Below are 15,709 nucleotides of genomic sequence, written 5' to 3' on the forward strand. Positions count from 1 at the left end.
ATGAACCGTATATTGTTCATATCCCACGACACGGAACGGAGGGGCGCAGAGTTATGTCTGTCGTCCATCGCCTCGTCTTTAAAGGATAAATTCGGCGTGCGCGTTCTGCTGCCGTGGCAAGGTCCGCTGGAAAGCGAGTTGGCTTCAAATCAGGTCGATTACTTGATCCGCTACTGCATTAATCCATGGATACCCGGCAGAAATAGGCATTCGTTGCGGTCGTTTTTCCGATTCGCCAGGAGTTTCAGGTCGCGGGTATGGAGTCTTTGCCATCTGATCGAAAAGGAAAAGGCCGATCTGGTTTATACGAATACCTCGACCGTGGTCGAGGGCGCCGTTGCCGCCCGCCGCATGGGGGTTCCCCATATATGGCACGTCCACGAATATCTCAAGGGAAACCAGGACCTGAAAAGCTATCTTCCCTCGGCCTGGGTGGATTTCATCATAGAGCGTTTTTCCGACAGGATCATCGTGCCCTCGATGGCCTTGGGCAAGCGTTTCGGCAAAACCGGGGCTCACGTGGAAGCCGTCCCGAACGGGGTTGATCTCGCCCGCTTCGATACGGCCGATCCGAGCACAATCCGATCCGAACTTCGCATTCCCGAAAACGCACCGATAGTTACTTTTATCGGCGGTTTCAGCTCGAGAAAAGACCCGCTGACCTTTATACGGGCAGCGGCCAAGATCCGCCACCGTTTTCCGGAGGCCCGTTTTCTGATGATGGGCGATGCCTCCGATCCTGGCTTGCACGAGGCTGCGCTGCACGCCGTTAAAGATTTGGGCCTTGAAGGACGGTGCCATCCGCTCGGCGCCCGGAAAGACATTCCGGCCATCCTGAAGGCCGCTACCGTACATGTTTCCACCTCTCGGCAGGAAGTATTTCCACTCAATCTCGTGGAGGCTGCCGCGGCGGCAAAACCCGTGATCGCAACCCGGTGGGACGGGGTGGAGGAAGTCGTCGATTCCGCCGTTACCGGCCTCCTCGTGAGTCCCGGCGATCCGGACGCCGTTGCCGACGCCGTGAGCACTCTTCTCCGGAATCCGGAACGGCTGGCCGCGATGGGGGCGGCGGCCAGGGAACGGGCAGTCTCTCGTTTCAGCCTGGAGACCTATGCCGATCGGATCGAACACATCATTCACGATACGCTGACGCCCCGGCTAGCATGAAGACACCGAGCATTTCTCTCTGTATTCCCATCTACAATGGCGCGCGCTACTTGCGCGAGTGCCTCGATTCGGCCGTGGGGCAAGATTTTGCCGACATGGAGATCGTCTTGGTCGACGACGGTTCCGGCGACGGGAGTGTCGAGATCGCGAAGCAGTATGTAGAGTGCGATGTACGGATACGTTTGTATCAAAACGAGCGGAACCTCGGGCTGGTGGGCAACTGGAACCGATGCGTCGAGTTGGCTCGCGGCGAGTGGATCAAGTTTCTGTTCCAGGACGACGCGCTTGCTCCGGAGTGCCTGACGGCTTTCGCTCGACGCATGGATCCGCGAATTCCGATTCTGTTCTGCCGTCGACGTATCGTTTTCGAGGGCGATATCGACGAGGCGATCATTCGCCATTATGAAAGTCTGCCCAGCGTCGAATCCTTGTTTCCCGGCGCAGAGTACGTTGGGAGTCCGGAGGTCGTCGATACGATGCTTCTGAAAACCCGCCAGAATTTCCTCGGAGAGCCCACCGCCTGCATGCTTCATCGATCCGTGTTCGAACGTTTCGGAACGTTCGATGCGGATTTGGTCCAGTTCTGCGATTTCGAATACTGGATCCGCGTGGGCATTCACACCGGCATCGCCTACCTGCCGCACACTTTGGCCAGTTTCCGCTTTCACGGCTCTTCCGCCAGTGCGAGCAACCGCAAGCGCTTTCGTAGCGAATATCTGGACGGATTGCTGATTCTCAATCGATGGAGCCGCTCGCCCGCTTACCGGCCTCTGCGCCGACGCGCTCGGCAGCTCCGGCTGAACCTGAAAAAGAAATTGGCCGCGCAAAGCTGGTGGCTGGAACAATATGTCCGCGAACTCGGCCGAGAGGACCCCGAGATTCCGCAGCAGTGGGAAGAGATGAAACGCCGCTATCCGGAGTTGACGCAATCGCCCTATCTCTGGCCGCATCGCATCAAACACTGGCTGGACAATACCTTGCTGTGGCGGTTGAAAACCTCATGAACGCGACACCTAAAACCGCGATCGTCGTCCTCAACTGGAACGGCAAGGCGGATACGCTGGCCTGTCTCGATTCGCTCCGGCAGATGGATTATCCGGCGCACCGGGTCATCGTCGTCGATAACGGTTCGAGCGACGATTCGGTAGCCGCGATCCGCGAAGCGCATCCTTGGGTTCATCTGATCGAGAACGGGACCAACCTGGGTTTCGCCGGGGGCAACAACGTCGGCATACGGGCCGCTTTGCGGGACGATGCGGAATTTATGCTGATCTTGAATAACGATACGGAGGTCGCCCCCGATTTTCTGAAGGCGCTGACGGAAGAGGCAATGCGACAGCCGCAGGCGGGGGTATTGGCGCCGAAGATTTACTATTACGATCAGCCTGATCGAATTTGGTATGGGGGCGGCCGATGGAACGCAGCGAAACGGCGTTTCGAGCAGATCGGCGATGGCGAGCCGGATTGCGGCCAATACGACGCGGTCGGCGAGACCGAGTTCATCGTGGGCTGCGCCATGCTGATCCGCGCTTCGGTGTTTCGGGAAATCGGATTGCTGGACGAACGTTTTTTCTTGAATTACGAAGAGATCGATTTCTGCGGGCGGGCAAGGCAGGCCGGTTGGCGGCTCGTGTATGTTCCGAAGGCCCGGTTGTGGCACAAGATTTCGGTTTCGTTCGGCGGCGAGGAGTCGCCGTTGAAACTCTACTTTACGTTCCGAAACCGCTTGCTATGGGCGGGCAAGGCGCTTCCGCCGGCGGCGCGGCTCGCGCTTCACTGGTCTGTTTATCGCGCCTTTGTCTCTCGCTTCTTGGAACCGGTGCTGCACGCCTTTCGCCGGGGACCGAGGTCGGCCGCATGGACTTTGAAAAGCGTTTTGCGCAGTCCTTTGAATCGCGCCTGGTACAAGGGCATACGTGACTATTGGCGTGGGCGATTCGGCATCTGCCCTCAAGATGTATGGGACTTGCAAGCCGAATGGAAGACGATGCGCCGATCCGTTGAAGCAGGAAGACCGGCCAATGACTGAATTCGATCTGGAAAGATTATTCGATTTGCCGCGCCATGCGCTTTGCGCCATTGACGGAGCCTGCCGCCGGCGAGAGGTTGCCGAGGACGGCGAGACGATACTCGATCGATGGGACGATGAAGGATCCTCGTGTTTGTTTTTTCGACGGACCGGCCGCGGCGACCGCATCGTAGTGAGATCTCCGCCGGGATATCGACTCGTTAAGGCCGCGGCGGGAGGTTGGATATTCCAATCCGCGGGACAACCTCTCTATTGGTGGCCCGAATTGCCGAAGCTGCGCCGTTTGGACGGCGACGGACACATTCTGGCCGAAATGGATGCGCCGCTGTCGACTCTGGAACTCGCTCCGGAAGGTCTGGCCGTAGGCGTCGAGACGCCCCAAGGCTGGACATTGGATTTTTTGGTATGGCGTTTGGCGCGCGCAGATTCGATGCTCGCCGAGTTGGCCGAAATTCCGCCTTCCGAATCTCGGCCGCGTTTTCTGTGGGGAAGTCATGGTCAATACCGGTATCCGGCCGATGTTTATCTGCACCTGATCCACGGCTGGGTTTACGAGAATCGCTATGGTTGGCCGCACCGCTGGCGGATTTGTTCGGAGAACGACGCGCATGCGCTCTATGTGACTTTGTGCGGCCTGGAAAAAGCGACCGGGAAGAGGATTTATCGCCTGCTGAAGACTCAACTCGTTCTGTCCGTCATCGCGCGGCAAGGCTCCGATGGCGGATGGCGGCACGGAGAGTGGACCGACGGGATGGAATCCCACTACCGCTTGCATTGCAGCGGTATGCATCTGTTACTGGACGCACTTTCCGAAACGGCGGATAAGGCCATTCAAGAATCTTTGACGAAAGCCGCCGAGTTCATCGCAAAGCAATCCGATTCGCCGGACGTGGGCGTCTGGTTTTTGCACGACGAACTGGAGCATAGCGTCGAAAAGTTGCGGCAGGGGCCGTTCAAATGGATTTCCAGCAGGGCGCTCGGGAAAAGCGAATCGAATATGCTGGTGCTCAATACGCAGTTGGACACGATCGTCGCCCTGGACCGCTATCGGGATTTGACAGGCGATACCCGATTTCAACCAGCGGTGGAAAAGGCGAAAGACGCCGTGGTTGCCGTCCTCCGCCGAAAGCCGGCCGAGTGGCTGTATCGGCCCGTGTTCCGGGCCATTCGCCTGACATTTCTCCCGGCCTCGGAAGCACAGTCGCTTCCCGTCCATTTAAAGGTCTTGAAGCGGCTGGGCTGGAAATACTTGATTCCTTTGTTGCCGTGGATCAAGTCCAAATTCCCGCGGCTCGTGATGCCCGGCGGCTATATCGATCGGGAGCTTACGCTCAAGACCTGGGCGCACGATTATCAGGCGATCAACCTGATGGATTTGCTCCGATTCCAAAGGCGCTTTCCTCAGGATGGCCTGACGGCAATCATCGGACAGGGGATGAATTTCGTTCAAACGAGCGGCATTCGGGGACGATGGGAAGAGTTAAACAACAAGCGGTATGCTTTGGGATTTTGGGCGGAGGCGCTTTACCACGCCTGCACTCAGTCGGAGGAGATGACTTATCGCGCCTGGCTGGCGGAGGCGTTGTTGGCGTTGGAGCGTTTGAATTCGGGAGTGCCGCCTTCGGTTCTGGGCGCCAATGCGGAAGTCGTGGCGCCGAATCGTCAGATGCCTTGTCCCGGCGCGCTTGACGGACGGCTTTTGGTGGCGAATTTAAGTACGCCCCAAAGGATCGAATTCCTGATCGCGAATCCCTCGGCGGCTCCTCTCGACTGCACTTTGACCTTTCCGCCGGAGTTCGATCTTGCAGTCAAACCGGCATGGCAGGATTCGAACGGACATCCGGTTCCGGAATCGTTCCTTCAAGTTCCCGCCAAAGGATGGGTCCGAGGCGTGGCGGCGAGAGATTAAAGACATGTCTTTACACATCGGAATCGTTGCGCCCGAGTATCCGCCTTCTATCGGCGGCATGCAGACTTATGCCTATGGTTTCAGTCGGGCCCTGGCGGAAAAGTGTCATCGGGTTACGGTTTTTACCCGCTTCAATCAGCCGCCGGTCGAGGTTGCCGGTGTAGAGGTGCTGCCGATTCTCAGGCTTAGACGGCGAATCGACCGGAAACTGGTCGACCGGTTTCGATTCGATGTCTGGCACGTCATGAATGCGGCTTATACCTGGCTGGCGATGGAAACCTTGCCCGTCGTGGCATCGGTGCACGGCAATGATTTTCTGCGTCCTTACATGCTGACGGCCCGACCGGATTTGGTTCGGGCCGCCCGATTGTGGGGGCGGTCGCAAATCGTCTCCGATCAAGTCAACCGTTTCGATATCGCCTTGGGGCGATGGCTGACCGGGCGCCTGGTCAATCGGTCGATTCCCAAGCTGAAGCACGTCTTCGCCAATAGCCTCTATACCCAGTCGGTCTTTCTGGAGCGTTTTCCGGCTTTGCGAGGCCGGGTTTCCGCGCCTCTGGTCGGCGTGGGGAATGATTATCTGGAGATTCTCCGTCCGCCCCGGCCGAACGATGATGGACTCACGCGACTGGTTACCGTATGCAGGCTCGCCGAGCCCAGAAAGAACGTGGACCTTGTTTTGCGGGCGTTGGCGAAGTTAAAGGACCGATACCGGTTCGTCTATACCGTGATCGGCGACGGTCATTTACGGCCGGCACTGGAGCAACTGGCGAAAGACCTCGGATTAGCGGATCGCGTGGTGTTTACGGGCGCTATCGGAGATTCCGAGGTTCGGGCTCGCCTGGTCGAGGGCGATCTGTTCGTGCTGACGTCGTCGATCCTTCCGGGCAGCCATGAAGGATTCGGTATCGCGTACCTGGAATCGGCCGCCTGCGGAACGCCCGTGCTGGCGGCGCGAAATGCGGGCGCCGTCGAGGCGGTACAGGAAGGGGTGAGCGGGTTCTTCGTCGACGATATCGATGCGGATCTCATCGAATCGGCGCTTCAACGGTTTTTGGCAGGCGAGATTCGTTTCGAATGCGATCGGTGCCAGGGCTTTGCGCGCCAATTCACGTGGCTCAGGGTCGTCGAACAGGCGGAAAAGATTTATGAAACGGTCTCGGGAAAACGCGAACTCTCGGCTGACCCAGTCGCATGGAAAACAAACAGCGCGTGAGGCGGCGCGTCGCGGCGGTCTCGAAGCCCATAGAGCGTCCCGACCATCGGGAAGCGCCCTTCGGCCCGGCTCAGGACAAGCATCGTTCGCGATCGATGGGCTTCGCAGGTTCGGCCCATCCTGCACCGGCCGCCATTGGAGAATCGGAAGGCGCACCCGCATGATTCTAAATCCGGCCGTTGGAAACAACCTGACAAGGACGCCTCGAAAAACCGCGCGCTTCGACCCGCTCGGTGCGAACGCTTCCCATCGGATCGATCGGTTCCGTTCGTGCCGAACCGGTCGAAGCCTGAACGGGGCAGGTTTTTCGAGATGCCCCGCGGTTTTTAGGATGATTCCAATTTAATTGCCGGAACAATATCGACCCATAGGCGAATCGATCATGCCAGATAAAAAATATGTGATTCTTGCCGGCTCCGGACGCTCGGGAACGACCTGGCTGGGGTCTATCCTGGATTCCTACGAAAAAGCCGAATATTTTTACGAGATTTGCCATTATCCGGAGCTTGATTTTACGACGCCCGGCCTTTTGAGGATAAAGAATCCCTATGGTTTTTGGCTTCCAGAAAGGCCGGTTTGGGCGAGGCGGGCCGAAAGGGTTTTGCTGGAAGCCCGGGCCAAATACGGGCCCCAGGCGAAAGACGCTTTGAGATCGTTGAGGATAAACAAGGATTACGGATTTAAAAAATCGGCGCCGGATACTTATCTTTTCAAGATCGTGCGCTTGCTTTGGTTTTGCGAAAAGCTGAATGATCTAAAACAATCGCTGGGCGATAATCTGAAGATCGTACATCTGATTCGCAATCCTTTTTCTCAACTGGCTTCGGAATTGCGGCAGCATGCGCGTCACGAGGCGGCGGCGGAAAAACGGTATCGCGAGCGGGTCGAATATGTTCTGAAAAATCCGGCGTTGGGACAATATCACGAACTCGCGGCGAAATATCTCGGGACGGGGTGGCCGGAGCATATGGTATTGTTGTGGTGGATCAGTAACGAATTGATGTTGAATGCGTCGGCGCTGCCAGTGCTCCGTGTCGTTTACGAGGACCTTTGTCGGGAGCCGGAAGCGCAGGTCGGGAAAATCTTCGATTTCCTGGGCTGGCCGGTTTCGGAACAGACCTTGCGTCATTTGAGAGACACCACGGGGGTGGCGGCTTCCGAGCAAGGGGAGTGGTCGATCAGGAAAAATGCCGAGGAATCCATGACGCGCTGGAGAAAGGAACTGAGCGAAGATCTTTACCGGCGCATTTCCGCGATGGTGGCCGACTGCTCGTTCCTTGATTTATGGCGGGATACGGATTTGGTATCGGCCGCGGACGCCGGCTAAAAGAACGGTTTCGCGCGATTCCCATAGGCCGCGCCGGCCGGATCTTGAAAAGAACGAATCCAATACGGGGGCAGATCGGGCAAATGAGGCAAGAACTGATTTCGATCATCATGCCATGCTACAACGCGGCGCCGTTCATCGAAGAGTCGGTGCGCTGCGTGCTCGGCCAGACCTATCCATTTGTGGAAATCATCGTGGTGGATGACGGCTCCGCCGACGGTTCGGTCGGTATCGCGGAGGAACTGGCATCCGAATTTCCGCAGCGGATCCGACTGTTGCACCAGAATCACGCCGGTCCTTTTCCCGCCCGCAATCTTGGCTTGAAAGAAGCCCGCGGCGCCTTCGTCGCCTTTCTGGATGCCGACGATTACTGGGCTCCGGATTGTTTGCAAAAGCTCCACGCGGCGTTGATGTCGAATGCGGCGGATTGCGCTTACGGCGGATGGCAGAATGTCGGCGAAAACGCGCCCGGAAAGGAGCCGTACGTGCCGCCGAAATACGAAGACGAGGACACGATCGCCTTGTTCCTGAAAAGTTGCCCCTGGCCGATTCATGCGGCGCTCGTTCGGCGCGATGTCGTCGAGGCTGTCGAAGGATTTTCCGAGCGGCGTTTTTCAGCCATGGATTACGACTTCTGGCTCAAGCTGATCGCCCACACGCGCCGCATCGTCCGCGTGCCGGAAGTCTTGGCGTTCTACCGTTGGCACGGCAGAGGCCAGATTTCGTCCGGAAGGCGTCGTCAGACCCTGGACGCCTACGCCGTAAGACGCGATTTCGTCCGCAAACATCCCGATCTGGTTTCGCATCTCGGCGCGCCGGCTCTCAAGAATTTGATCGAGGGCGAACTCTTGAGGGCCGCCTACCGCGCGTATTGGAAGCGCGATCTGGCCTCGGCGCAGGGCTTGTTCCGCGAGGCTTTGCTGCGTGGAGCCTGGAGTCCGTCGGATCTGAAATACGTCCTTCCGGCGCTCCTTCCGGGGCCGATTTTTCGCGCTTTACTGGGCGTAGTGGATGCGCGGCGAAGCGCCCTGGCGCAGAGAGGAGAGTGAGATGGAGCGGGCCGTCGTCCTGATGTATCACCGGGTGGGCAAGAGCGCCAACGCCTGGGAGCGGAAATACTGCGTCAGTCCCGATACTTTCGAGGCGCATATGAAGAAACTCGCGGCCAAAGGCATGCGCCCGGTGCCTATCGAGGACTTTGTCGCCTGGATCAAGGGAGGGCCGGATTTGCCCGAAGGGAGTTTTTTGTTGACTTTCGACGATGGATTTTTGGGGGTTTACGAGCACGCTTACCCGGTTCTCCGGCGGCTCGGCTGGCCGGCGGCCGTGTTTTTGGTGAGCGGCCTGATCGGCGGCCAGGACGAGTGGTGCCGCCGCGAGAATCCCTCGGGCGCCGCTTATCCGCTGATGGACTGCCGCCATATCGCGGAAATGCGGGATCACGGATTCGGTTTTCATTCCCATTCCCGCAGCCATGCGGATTTGACCCGGCTCGACGACGAAGCGCTTGAAGCGGAGTTGGCGGGCTCGAAAGCCGATCTCGAAAGCCTCTTCGGCGAATCGGTGCCTTTCCTGGCTTATCCCTATGGACGGCACGACGAACGCGTTCTCGCGGCTGCACGGAAGGCCGGCTATGGCGCGGCGTTTTCGGTCCAGCCGGGCTTCAATCGCCCGGGGCAGGTCGATCCGTTCCGCATTCGCCGCCTGGACGTATTCGGCACCGATACTCCGACCATGCTGGCGCGCAAGGTCGCTTTGGGGTCGAACGACGGAAACCTGGGCAGTTCCATAAAATACTATGTATCCCGCTTCGGCACGCAACTCGGCTTGGGGTAAATCGTGAGTGAGTATCCGCTGATCACGCTTGCCGTCTGCACCCATAATCATGCCGATCGGCTGAGGCGAACTTTGCTCGACCTGCGCGAAGTCAAGGCTCCGCGTCGTTCGATTGAATTTTTGGTCGTCGATAACGGCAGTACCGACGAAACCCCGGCGCTATTGTCGTCCGAGCCGTGGTCCGTTGCCGGCGCCTCTCTCCGCGTGATCGACGAACCGAATTTGGGGGTCGCCAACGCCAGAAACCGGGCAATCGCCGAAGCGAGGGGAGAGTACCTGGTTTTTCTCGACGACGACGAGACTCCGGAAATCGATTGGCTGATACGCTGCGAAAATGCAATTTCGATGAGCCGTCCGGATGCCTTTGGCGGCCGTATCGAAGTGCTGTTCGAGCAGGCGACTCGGCCCGCCTGGTTGCAGGATGAGCTTCTGGGCTTTCTCGGGCATTTGGATCATGGCTATGAAGAAAAATGGCTGCAGGATCCGAGTACGCCTATCTTCACCGGGAATAGCGGCTTTCGAGTGGATTCGATCAAAGCCGTCGGCGGATTCGATGCCGGATTGGGAAGACGCGGCGCGCACAATTTCGGAGGCGAGGACACGGATTTATATAAACGCATGGTGATGGCGGGATACAAGGTTCGATGGATTCCCGGCGCCGTCATTCACCATCGCATCCAAGCCTGGAAATTGTCGCGCAAATATTTTCTGGATCTGCATTACCGCCAAGGACGCACGGAGGGCTTGATCAAGCGGGGCGATGGTCCCAGAATCCCGCCGAAATATCTTTATCCCCAGATCTTGAGAGCGTTTTGGCGCGTTGCCCGCATGCGGGCAACGCGCGGTTCCGACTATTCGTTGAGACTGGAAATGAATGCGGCTTATTTTCTGGGGTACATCCAAGGTTGGTTTTCCGGAAGACAGAGGGGTTGAATTGAAGTTACCTTTTATCGCCCGTAGTGGCGGATATCAAATCGACTGTTCGAAGCGGCCCTCCGATGGGCACCTCGAAAAACCGCGCACTTCGACCCGCTCGGTGCGAACGCTTCCCATCGGATCGCTCGGTTCCGTTCGTGCCGAGCCGGTCGAAGCCTGAACGGGGTCGGTTTTTCGAGGTGTCCTGATGAATCAATTTAAGGAAGCTCTGAAAAAGCCCTCTCCCTTTGGGAAGGGGTGTCCTGGCGCTCCAATCGCAAACGGCCTGGCCGGGAGCGCCGGCCAGGCCGCTTCTCCGGATCGGAGATTCGGTCAGAGCTTCCTCAACCGCTGCCGGACCCGGATGCGAGGAAAAGGGTGAGCCGTCTCACGATCCTGATCTGCACGCACAATCGGGCCGAACTGCTCGAAAGGGTGCTGGATTCCTTGAACGCGGCCCTACGTCCGCCCGGCTGGTCGATCGATATTCTGGTGGCTGCCAACGCATGCACCGATCGCACTCATGATCTCCTGAAAAGTATCGGCGAACGACAGGCCGGCGCTCGAACGCTTCCCGTCGCCTGGTTCGCCGAGCCCGTTCCCGGAAAATCCCATGCGCTCAATAGCGCCATTCCGCGCTTGAAAAGCGATCTGGTCGCGTTGATCGACGACGACCACCGCGTCGACGCTTCGTTTTTGACCGGTATCTGCGCGGCGGCCGAGGCTTATCCCGAAGCCACGATGTTTTGCGGCCGAATTTTGCCCGATTGGAACGGATCGGAGCCGGAGTGGGTGCACGATACCGGGCCCTACGCCGTGTATCCGTTGCCGATTCCCTGCCAGGATCAGGGCGATACGCCGCATCGGATTACTTTGGAGGGCAAATTGCCGGGCGGCGGCAATCTGATCGTCAACCGCGGCGTATTCGCCCGCGTCGGCGGATTTTCCGCAGAACTGGGGCCTCGGGGGCACGATTTGGGCGGTGGAGAGGATGTGGAATTCGTTATTCGCGCATTGCAGGCCGGAGAACGAATGCAATATGTTCCGAGTGTCGTGCAATATCATTATGTCGATCTGAAGCGGTTCAATCTTTTCTACCTTTTGAGAAAAAGCTATCAGCGTTCGTATAGCGCAACCCTGGCCGGCAACGATATCGAACCGAAGATACCGAGATATATCTGGCGAAAGCTGCTGACATATCTGGTGAGCGCCGTGTTTTCATTGAGCTGGAAGCGCACGCGCTTTTATATGATGCGCCTTAGTGCGACGCTCGGAGAAATGCAGGCGTTTCAGGCATTTTCGAAACCGCAGCATTCGACTAAGTCATAACGACCATTTCTATTCTTTCCTATTCATAACGCGCTATCTGGGCGCCTCGAAAAACCGACCCCGTTCAGACTTCGACCGGCTCGGCACGAACGGAACCGAGCGATCCGATGGGAAGCGTTCGCACCGAGCGGGTCGAAGTGCGCGGTTTTTCGAAGCGCTACTTGCGGCTGTGAAAATAGCCGTTCAGACTATCCGAGCCTCTCGTTTCGCTATTTTTGGGGGGCGACCGGGTTAATTACCGGCCCGGCGTTCGGCCCGCGCGTCTTTGGCCGGCTCGGAGCGTTCGATACCTCGGCGCGAGCGGCTCAAGTCCGTGGCATCGCGGGGTAACGGTATAAATCATAAATGAGATAAAAACTCATAACGGGAGGAGGTCATTATGAATCAATCTGAACCCACGGGTTTTCTGCAACATTTAGCGAGCTATGCATTTCAATCCGGGTCGACCGCTATTATGGCGGTCGCCGTTTTTTTGGCTCTGGTTATCGGCTATGTGTTTTTTCGAAGAAGACGTTCCGTCGTTGCGGATTTACCGAAAGCACCGGCGGCCGAAGCGCCGCCCGGGAATATTCCGCGCGGCTCGGGCATTCGGCGGAATGTCGCCGTTGCGGACGAGGAGCCGGCGAATCCGCCGAAATCATCGGCCGCCGGAACGCCTCGCCATAATGTCCCGGAAGACTCGGTGCTCAGGCGGCATTATGTGAGCCATATCGGATATATGATCGAGACGGTGACCTTTCCGCGCCCGACCGATAGCGTGCTGTGCCGCCATTATGACCATTTGATCGCCAGCGAGCTGGAAAGCTGCCTGAGCGACGGCGCCCGAATGGAAAAACTGATTTCCCGCTATGAGGAGCGGCGGAGAAATACGAAAGACTGAAGCGATCCGGGGCGCCGTTCGGGGTCGATGTCGATGGACCCATGATGCCCCGCGCGGCTCGGTAGAGCCGTAGGCGCGCTAAGATGCGAGCCGCGCCGATGACGAACGGCGCGGTTTCTTGCGTTTCCGCACCTCTCGGCTGCGGCCGATGCGCAAGACGGCGAGGGGACGTCGTTCGAGCCCGCTAATCGCGTCATTTTCGTTCCGGAACGGCGACGCTTCCGCTCTCTTTCGTCCATTTCGCTTGAAATAGTGGGGGCGGCTGAAGTCGCCCCTACATGGCCCCTGCGTCCGTACTGAAAACGTTCTAGCGGCCGCTCCGCTAACCGAGCTGCCATCGTCCTCCCGGTCGTGGCGATGGCGCCGCGGTTCCGGCCGTCACCGGGATGGTGCCGATGATTCGGGATTTGAACCAAGTATGATGAGACAACTCTTCGCCATCGCTTTGGGCGGCTCGATCGGAGCCGTAGCGCGTTACCTGGTCGCCACCGGCATCTATGCCTGGCTGGGCCGGGCCTTTCCGCACGGCACATTGTTCGTGAACGTGTCCGGCTCGTTCCTGATGGGATTCCTGACCGAGCTGATGCTGCAACGATTTTCGCTGGCCGTCGAATATCGGGCAGCGATTCTGGTGGGGTTCCTGGGCGCCTACACGACTTTCTCGACCTTTGCGCTGGAAACGCTGTACCTGCTCGAAGAAGGCGATCTGGCCAAAGCCGGATTGAATATTCTGCTAAGCACGGTTTTGTGTCTCGCGGCGGTCTGGATCGGACTGGTGTCGGGGCGGCAGATCTTTGCGGCCGATCTTTATCCGTGGCTGGGGCACGGCTTTCCATACGGCGGTCTGGCGCTCACCCTGGCGGTCGTCTTCGTTCTGGCCGCGGCGGCCGAATTCGCCTTCCATCGCTTCGATCTGTCCGTTTCGTACCGGGCGGTCATCTTGATCGGTTTTCTCGGCGTGATGACCCTGGCGAGCAGTTTGTGGCTCGCGTTCCAATTGTCCGAAATTCGGCTGGAGTTTCAGGGTCTATTAGGCATCTTCGCCGTGAACGCCCTGCTCGGCGTTGCGGCCGTCTGGTTAGGTACACTCATGGGAAACTGGCTATGGCACATCGGCAAGTCACCGTAGCGCGGATTTATCTCCGCGAGGGCGAACATCTTCTGTCCAAGCTCATGAAGTTCCTGCGCGACGAAGAACAGGTCGCCGGCGTCACCGTGCTGCGGGGCATGACGGGATTCGGCAAGGACGGAAAAATCCACACGGCCTCTTTGGTCGATCTGTCCCTCGATTTGCCTCTGGTGGTCGAGTTTTACGACGAGCCGAACCGGGTGGACGCCGTCATCCAAACACTGCTGCAGCGGATGAATCCGGCCCATGTCGTCACCTGGCCGGCAGTCAGCCACACGAAAGACGAATGATCGGCCGATCGCCGGAAATGCCGATTCGGCGCCGCCGGCCTCAAGGTTCTTCGGGCGCCTCGTCCTCGCTTCGGGGAACCACGCCTTCGAGAGTCATCAGGCTTCCCGTAACGGGTTGCCGGCAGCGCACGGTTGCCGGTCGCTCCGTGCCGCCGGGTCGAGGCGACCGGCTCACTTCCACGAAGGCTTCCTTTACCGGCGGGATTTCTTCCGCATTGTAGTCTTCCCGTATCGAATACCGGTATCCGTCCAGAAAAAATCGAAGTTCGAGGTAAGTGACCAGCGGCCGCGTGTAACGGCTGTAGCGGAAGGCCGATTGGGTGTTCTCTTTTCCCTCGGGAAATTCCAATTCGATTTTTCCCGGAGATCCGAAACGGTATTGAATGTAGCCCGCCTTTTCGTCGAGCACCCTGGAGCCGCACAGCGACAGCAGCTTGCCTTTCTTCCCAGCGGTCCTGCAACTGAACACCACGGTTTCTTCCGGAGTGCACAAACTGGCGCTGCGGTCGGCGTTTGCGCCTTCCGCGGCGGATCGGCGGGCGCCGACCGATGCTTCCGTGGCGCAGACGCTCACGGCGAAACCGGCGGCTAGGGCCAATACCGCCGCGCCGATGCGGGAGAAAACCGGGCGTCGATGATGACGGGGCAGTGCGATGGTCATGGAGTCATCCGATCCCTCGGGGCGTTTTCCGGGCTTCACACGGCCAAGTTCAGAGTCGAATAGGCATCGTAATAGCGCCGCAAAATTTCGCCGTACGCCGCCGCTTGTCCCTTTCCGTTGTAAAGTGCGGCGAAAGCCGTGAAATCTTTTCTTTGCAGAGCCGTAACCTTGTCCGAGGAAGTGTTCGGACCCTGGATGAAGTCGAACAGGCCGATCAACTGGGTGCGTTCGTCAGTGCCGAAGGCCGCGAACATATCCTCCACGGAATCGTACCCGATGAGCGCGTGGTTGCTTCCCATGATCTGCGGCAATCCCATGCTGATGGATAGCTTCGCCGCCTGGTCGTCGAGGCTTTGGGCGAGATCGAAGACCAGCCATTCGGTTTCCTGGCGTCCGTGGAAAGACTGCCAGGGCTTGTCGGCGGCGGGACGAAACTGGTGACGGGTCCAGGGTTTGCTGGCGTCGAAAGAGAAGTGCCGGGCGAATGGTTCGGGGTGCGCTTTTCCCCAATAACGCCAGAAATGGTGATTTTCGAACCGGATGATCATGCGTCCGTTTTGAAATCCGCTGCCGCTCGATTCGGTGGCGACGACCGCCACCGCGACGCCGGGATCGATGCCGAGCTTGCCGGAGAGCGGTTCGAGCAAGCCGCCGAAGCTGTTCCAGATCCGGGCTGTCAGCCTGGCGGGAGAACCCGCGCCCGGCGGCGCGTTGCGCTGTTGTTTCGGGGCCGATTTCCAGGAACTCGCATCCGGGTGGTGGATCAGAAAGCCGCTCGCGACTTCGTTCGAGGGCAGCCAGACAAACTTGCCGTGCACGAAACCGGTTTTGCCGGAAACGCTGGTTTTTAGCCAGTCTCCTTGCCGTTTTTCCACGACTATTTCCGTATCCGGCTTTAGAACCGCGATGACTTTGAACCGGGTGCCCGGCCCCTCGCGAAAATTGACGTCGCTTTTGGTCTTGCCTCTTGTTGGCATATGGAGCGCTCCGATGTCGAACGGTGTGGAAAAAGCGGGCGGAT

At 58.5% G+C, this 15,709-nt stretch carries 15 protein-coding genes; 13 read left to right on the forward strand and 2 right to left on the reverse strand.

The window, feature by feature from the left end; translation table 11 throughout:
• The 13 genes from ACWJKU_RS05810 to ACWJKU_RS05870 all read left to right on the forward strand — a co-directional run bounded on the left by ACWJKU_RS05810 (position 1) and on the right by ACWJKU_RS05870 (position 14,027).
• Positions 1-1,167: a glycosyltransferase family 4 protein gene (locus tag ACWJKU_RS05810; protein ID WP_454148052.1), complete on the forward strand. Its 1,167-nt coding sequence runs from the start codon at positions 1-3 to the stop codon at positions 1,165-1,167.
• On the forward strand, positions 1,164-2,171 hold the full coding sequence (locus ACWJKU_RS05815) for a glycosyltransferase family 2 protein (protein ID WP_454146670.1): 1,008 nt from the start codon (positions 1,164-1,166) through the stop codon (positions 2,169-2,171). The genes ACWJKU_RS05810 and ACWJKU_RS05815 overlap by 4 nt, the downstream gene beginning before the upstream one ends.
• Positions 2,168-3,196 carry a glycosyltransferase family 2 protein gene (locus tag ACWJKU_RS05820; protein ID WP_454146672.1) on the forward strand — a complete coding sequence of 343 codons (1,029 nt, stop codon included), beginning with the start codon at positions 2,168-2,170 and terminating at the stop codon, positions 3,194-3,196. Before ACWJKU_RS05815 ends, ACWJKU_RS05820 begins: the two co-directional genes overlap by 4 nt.
• Entirely contained in the window at positions 3,189-5,105 is a 1,917-nt protein-coding gene (locus ACWJKU_RS05825) for a hypothetical protein (RefSeq protein ID WP_454146674.1), read from the forward strand. Before ACWJKU_RS05820 ends, ACWJKU_RS05825 begins: the two co-directional genes overlap by 8 nt.
• Before the next feature lie 4 nt (positions 5,106-5,109).
• The gene (locus ACWJKU_RS05830) at positions 5,110-6,321 is read left to right on the forward strand and encodes a glycosyltransferase family 4 protein (protein ID WP_454146676.1); all 1,212 of its coding nucleotides are present in this window, start codon (positions 5,110-5,112) and stop codon (positions 6,319-6,321) included.
• A gap of 382 nt (positions 6,322-6,703) precedes the next feature.
• The gene (locus ACWJKU_RS05835; RefSeq protein WP_454146678.1) at positions 6,704-7,648 is read left to right on the forward strand and encodes a sulfotransferase domain-containing protein; all 945 of its coding nucleotides are present in this window, start codon (positions 6,704-6,706) and stop codon (positions 7,646-7,648) included.
• Positions 7,649-7,731: 83 nt separating this feature from the next.
• Positions 7,732-8,697 carry a glycosyltransferase gene (locus tag ACWJKU_RS05840; protein WP_454146680.1) on the forward strand — a complete coding sequence of 322 codons (966 nt, stop codon included), beginning with the start codon at positions 7,732-7,734 and terminating at the stop codon, positions 8,695-8,697.
• Between the two features lies 1 nt (position 8,698).
• On the forward strand, positions 8,699-9,484 hold the full coding sequence (locus ACWJKU_RS05845; protein ID WP_454146682.1) for a polysaccharide deacetylase family protein: 786 nt from the start codon (positions 8,699-8,701) through the stop codon (positions 9,482-9,484).
• A gap of 3 nt (positions 9,485-9,487) precedes the next feature.
• Complete coding sequence (locus ACWJKU_RS05850; protein ID WP_454146684.1) at positions 9,488-10,417, forward strand: glycosyltransferase family 2 protein; 930 nt, start codon at positions 9,488-9,490, stop codon at positions 10,415-10,417.
• Between the two features lie 360 nt (positions 10,418-10,777).
• Positions 10,778-11,728, forward strand: a complete 951-nt coding sequence (locus ACWJKU_RS05855) for a glycosyltransferase (RefSeq protein ID WP_454146686.1) — start codon at positions 10,778-10,780, stop codon at positions 11,726-11,728.
• Between the two features lie 379 nt (positions 11,729-12,107).
• The gene (locus tag ACWJKU_RS05860; protein ID WP_454146688.1) at positions 12,108-12,608 is read left to right on the forward strand and encodes a hypothetical protein; all 501 of its coding nucleotides are present in this window, start codon (positions 12,108-12,110) and stop codon (positions 12,606-12,608) included.
• Between the two features lie 418 nt (positions 12,609-13,026).
• Positions 13,027-13,737 (forward strand): fluoride efflux transporter CrcB, encoded by a 711-nt coding sequence (gene crcB, locus ACWJKU_RS05865; protein WP_454146690.1) that lies wholly within the window; start codon positions 13,027-13,029, stop codon positions 13,735-13,737.
• On the forward strand, positions 13,713-14,027 hold the full coding sequence (locus tag ACWJKU_RS05870; RefSeq protein ID WP_454146692.1) for a DUF190 domain-containing protein: 315 nt from the start codon (positions 13,713-13,715) through the stop codon (positions 14,025-14,027). The genes crcB and ACWJKU_RS05870 overlap by 25 nt, the downstream gene beginning before the upstream one ends.
• A gap of 40 nt (positions 14,028-14,067) precedes the next feature.
• Here the strand turns inward: ACWJKU_RS05870 and ACWJKU_RS05875 are convergent, their stop codons facing one another.
• Both ACWJKU_RS05875 and ACWJKU_RS05880 read right to left on the reverse strand, forming a co-directional pair.
• Entirely contained in the window at positions 14,068-14,688 is a 621-nt protein-coding gene (locus tag ACWJKU_RS05875) for a hypothetical protein (RefSeq protein ID WP_454146694.1), read from the reverse strand.
• A 35-nt stretch (positions 14,689-14,723) separates the two neighbouring features.
• Positions 14,724-15,665 carry an N-acetylmuramidase domain-containing protein gene (locus ACWJKU_RS05880; RefSeq protein WP_454146696.1) on the reverse strand — a complete coding sequence of 314 codons (942 nt, stop codon included), beginning with the start codon at positions 15,663-15,665 and terminating at the stop codon, positions 14,724-14,726.
• Between the last annotated feature and the right edge of the window lie 44 nt (positions 15,666-15,709).

The sequence above is a fragment of the Methylocaldum sp. MU1018 genome (assembly GCF_053646775.1).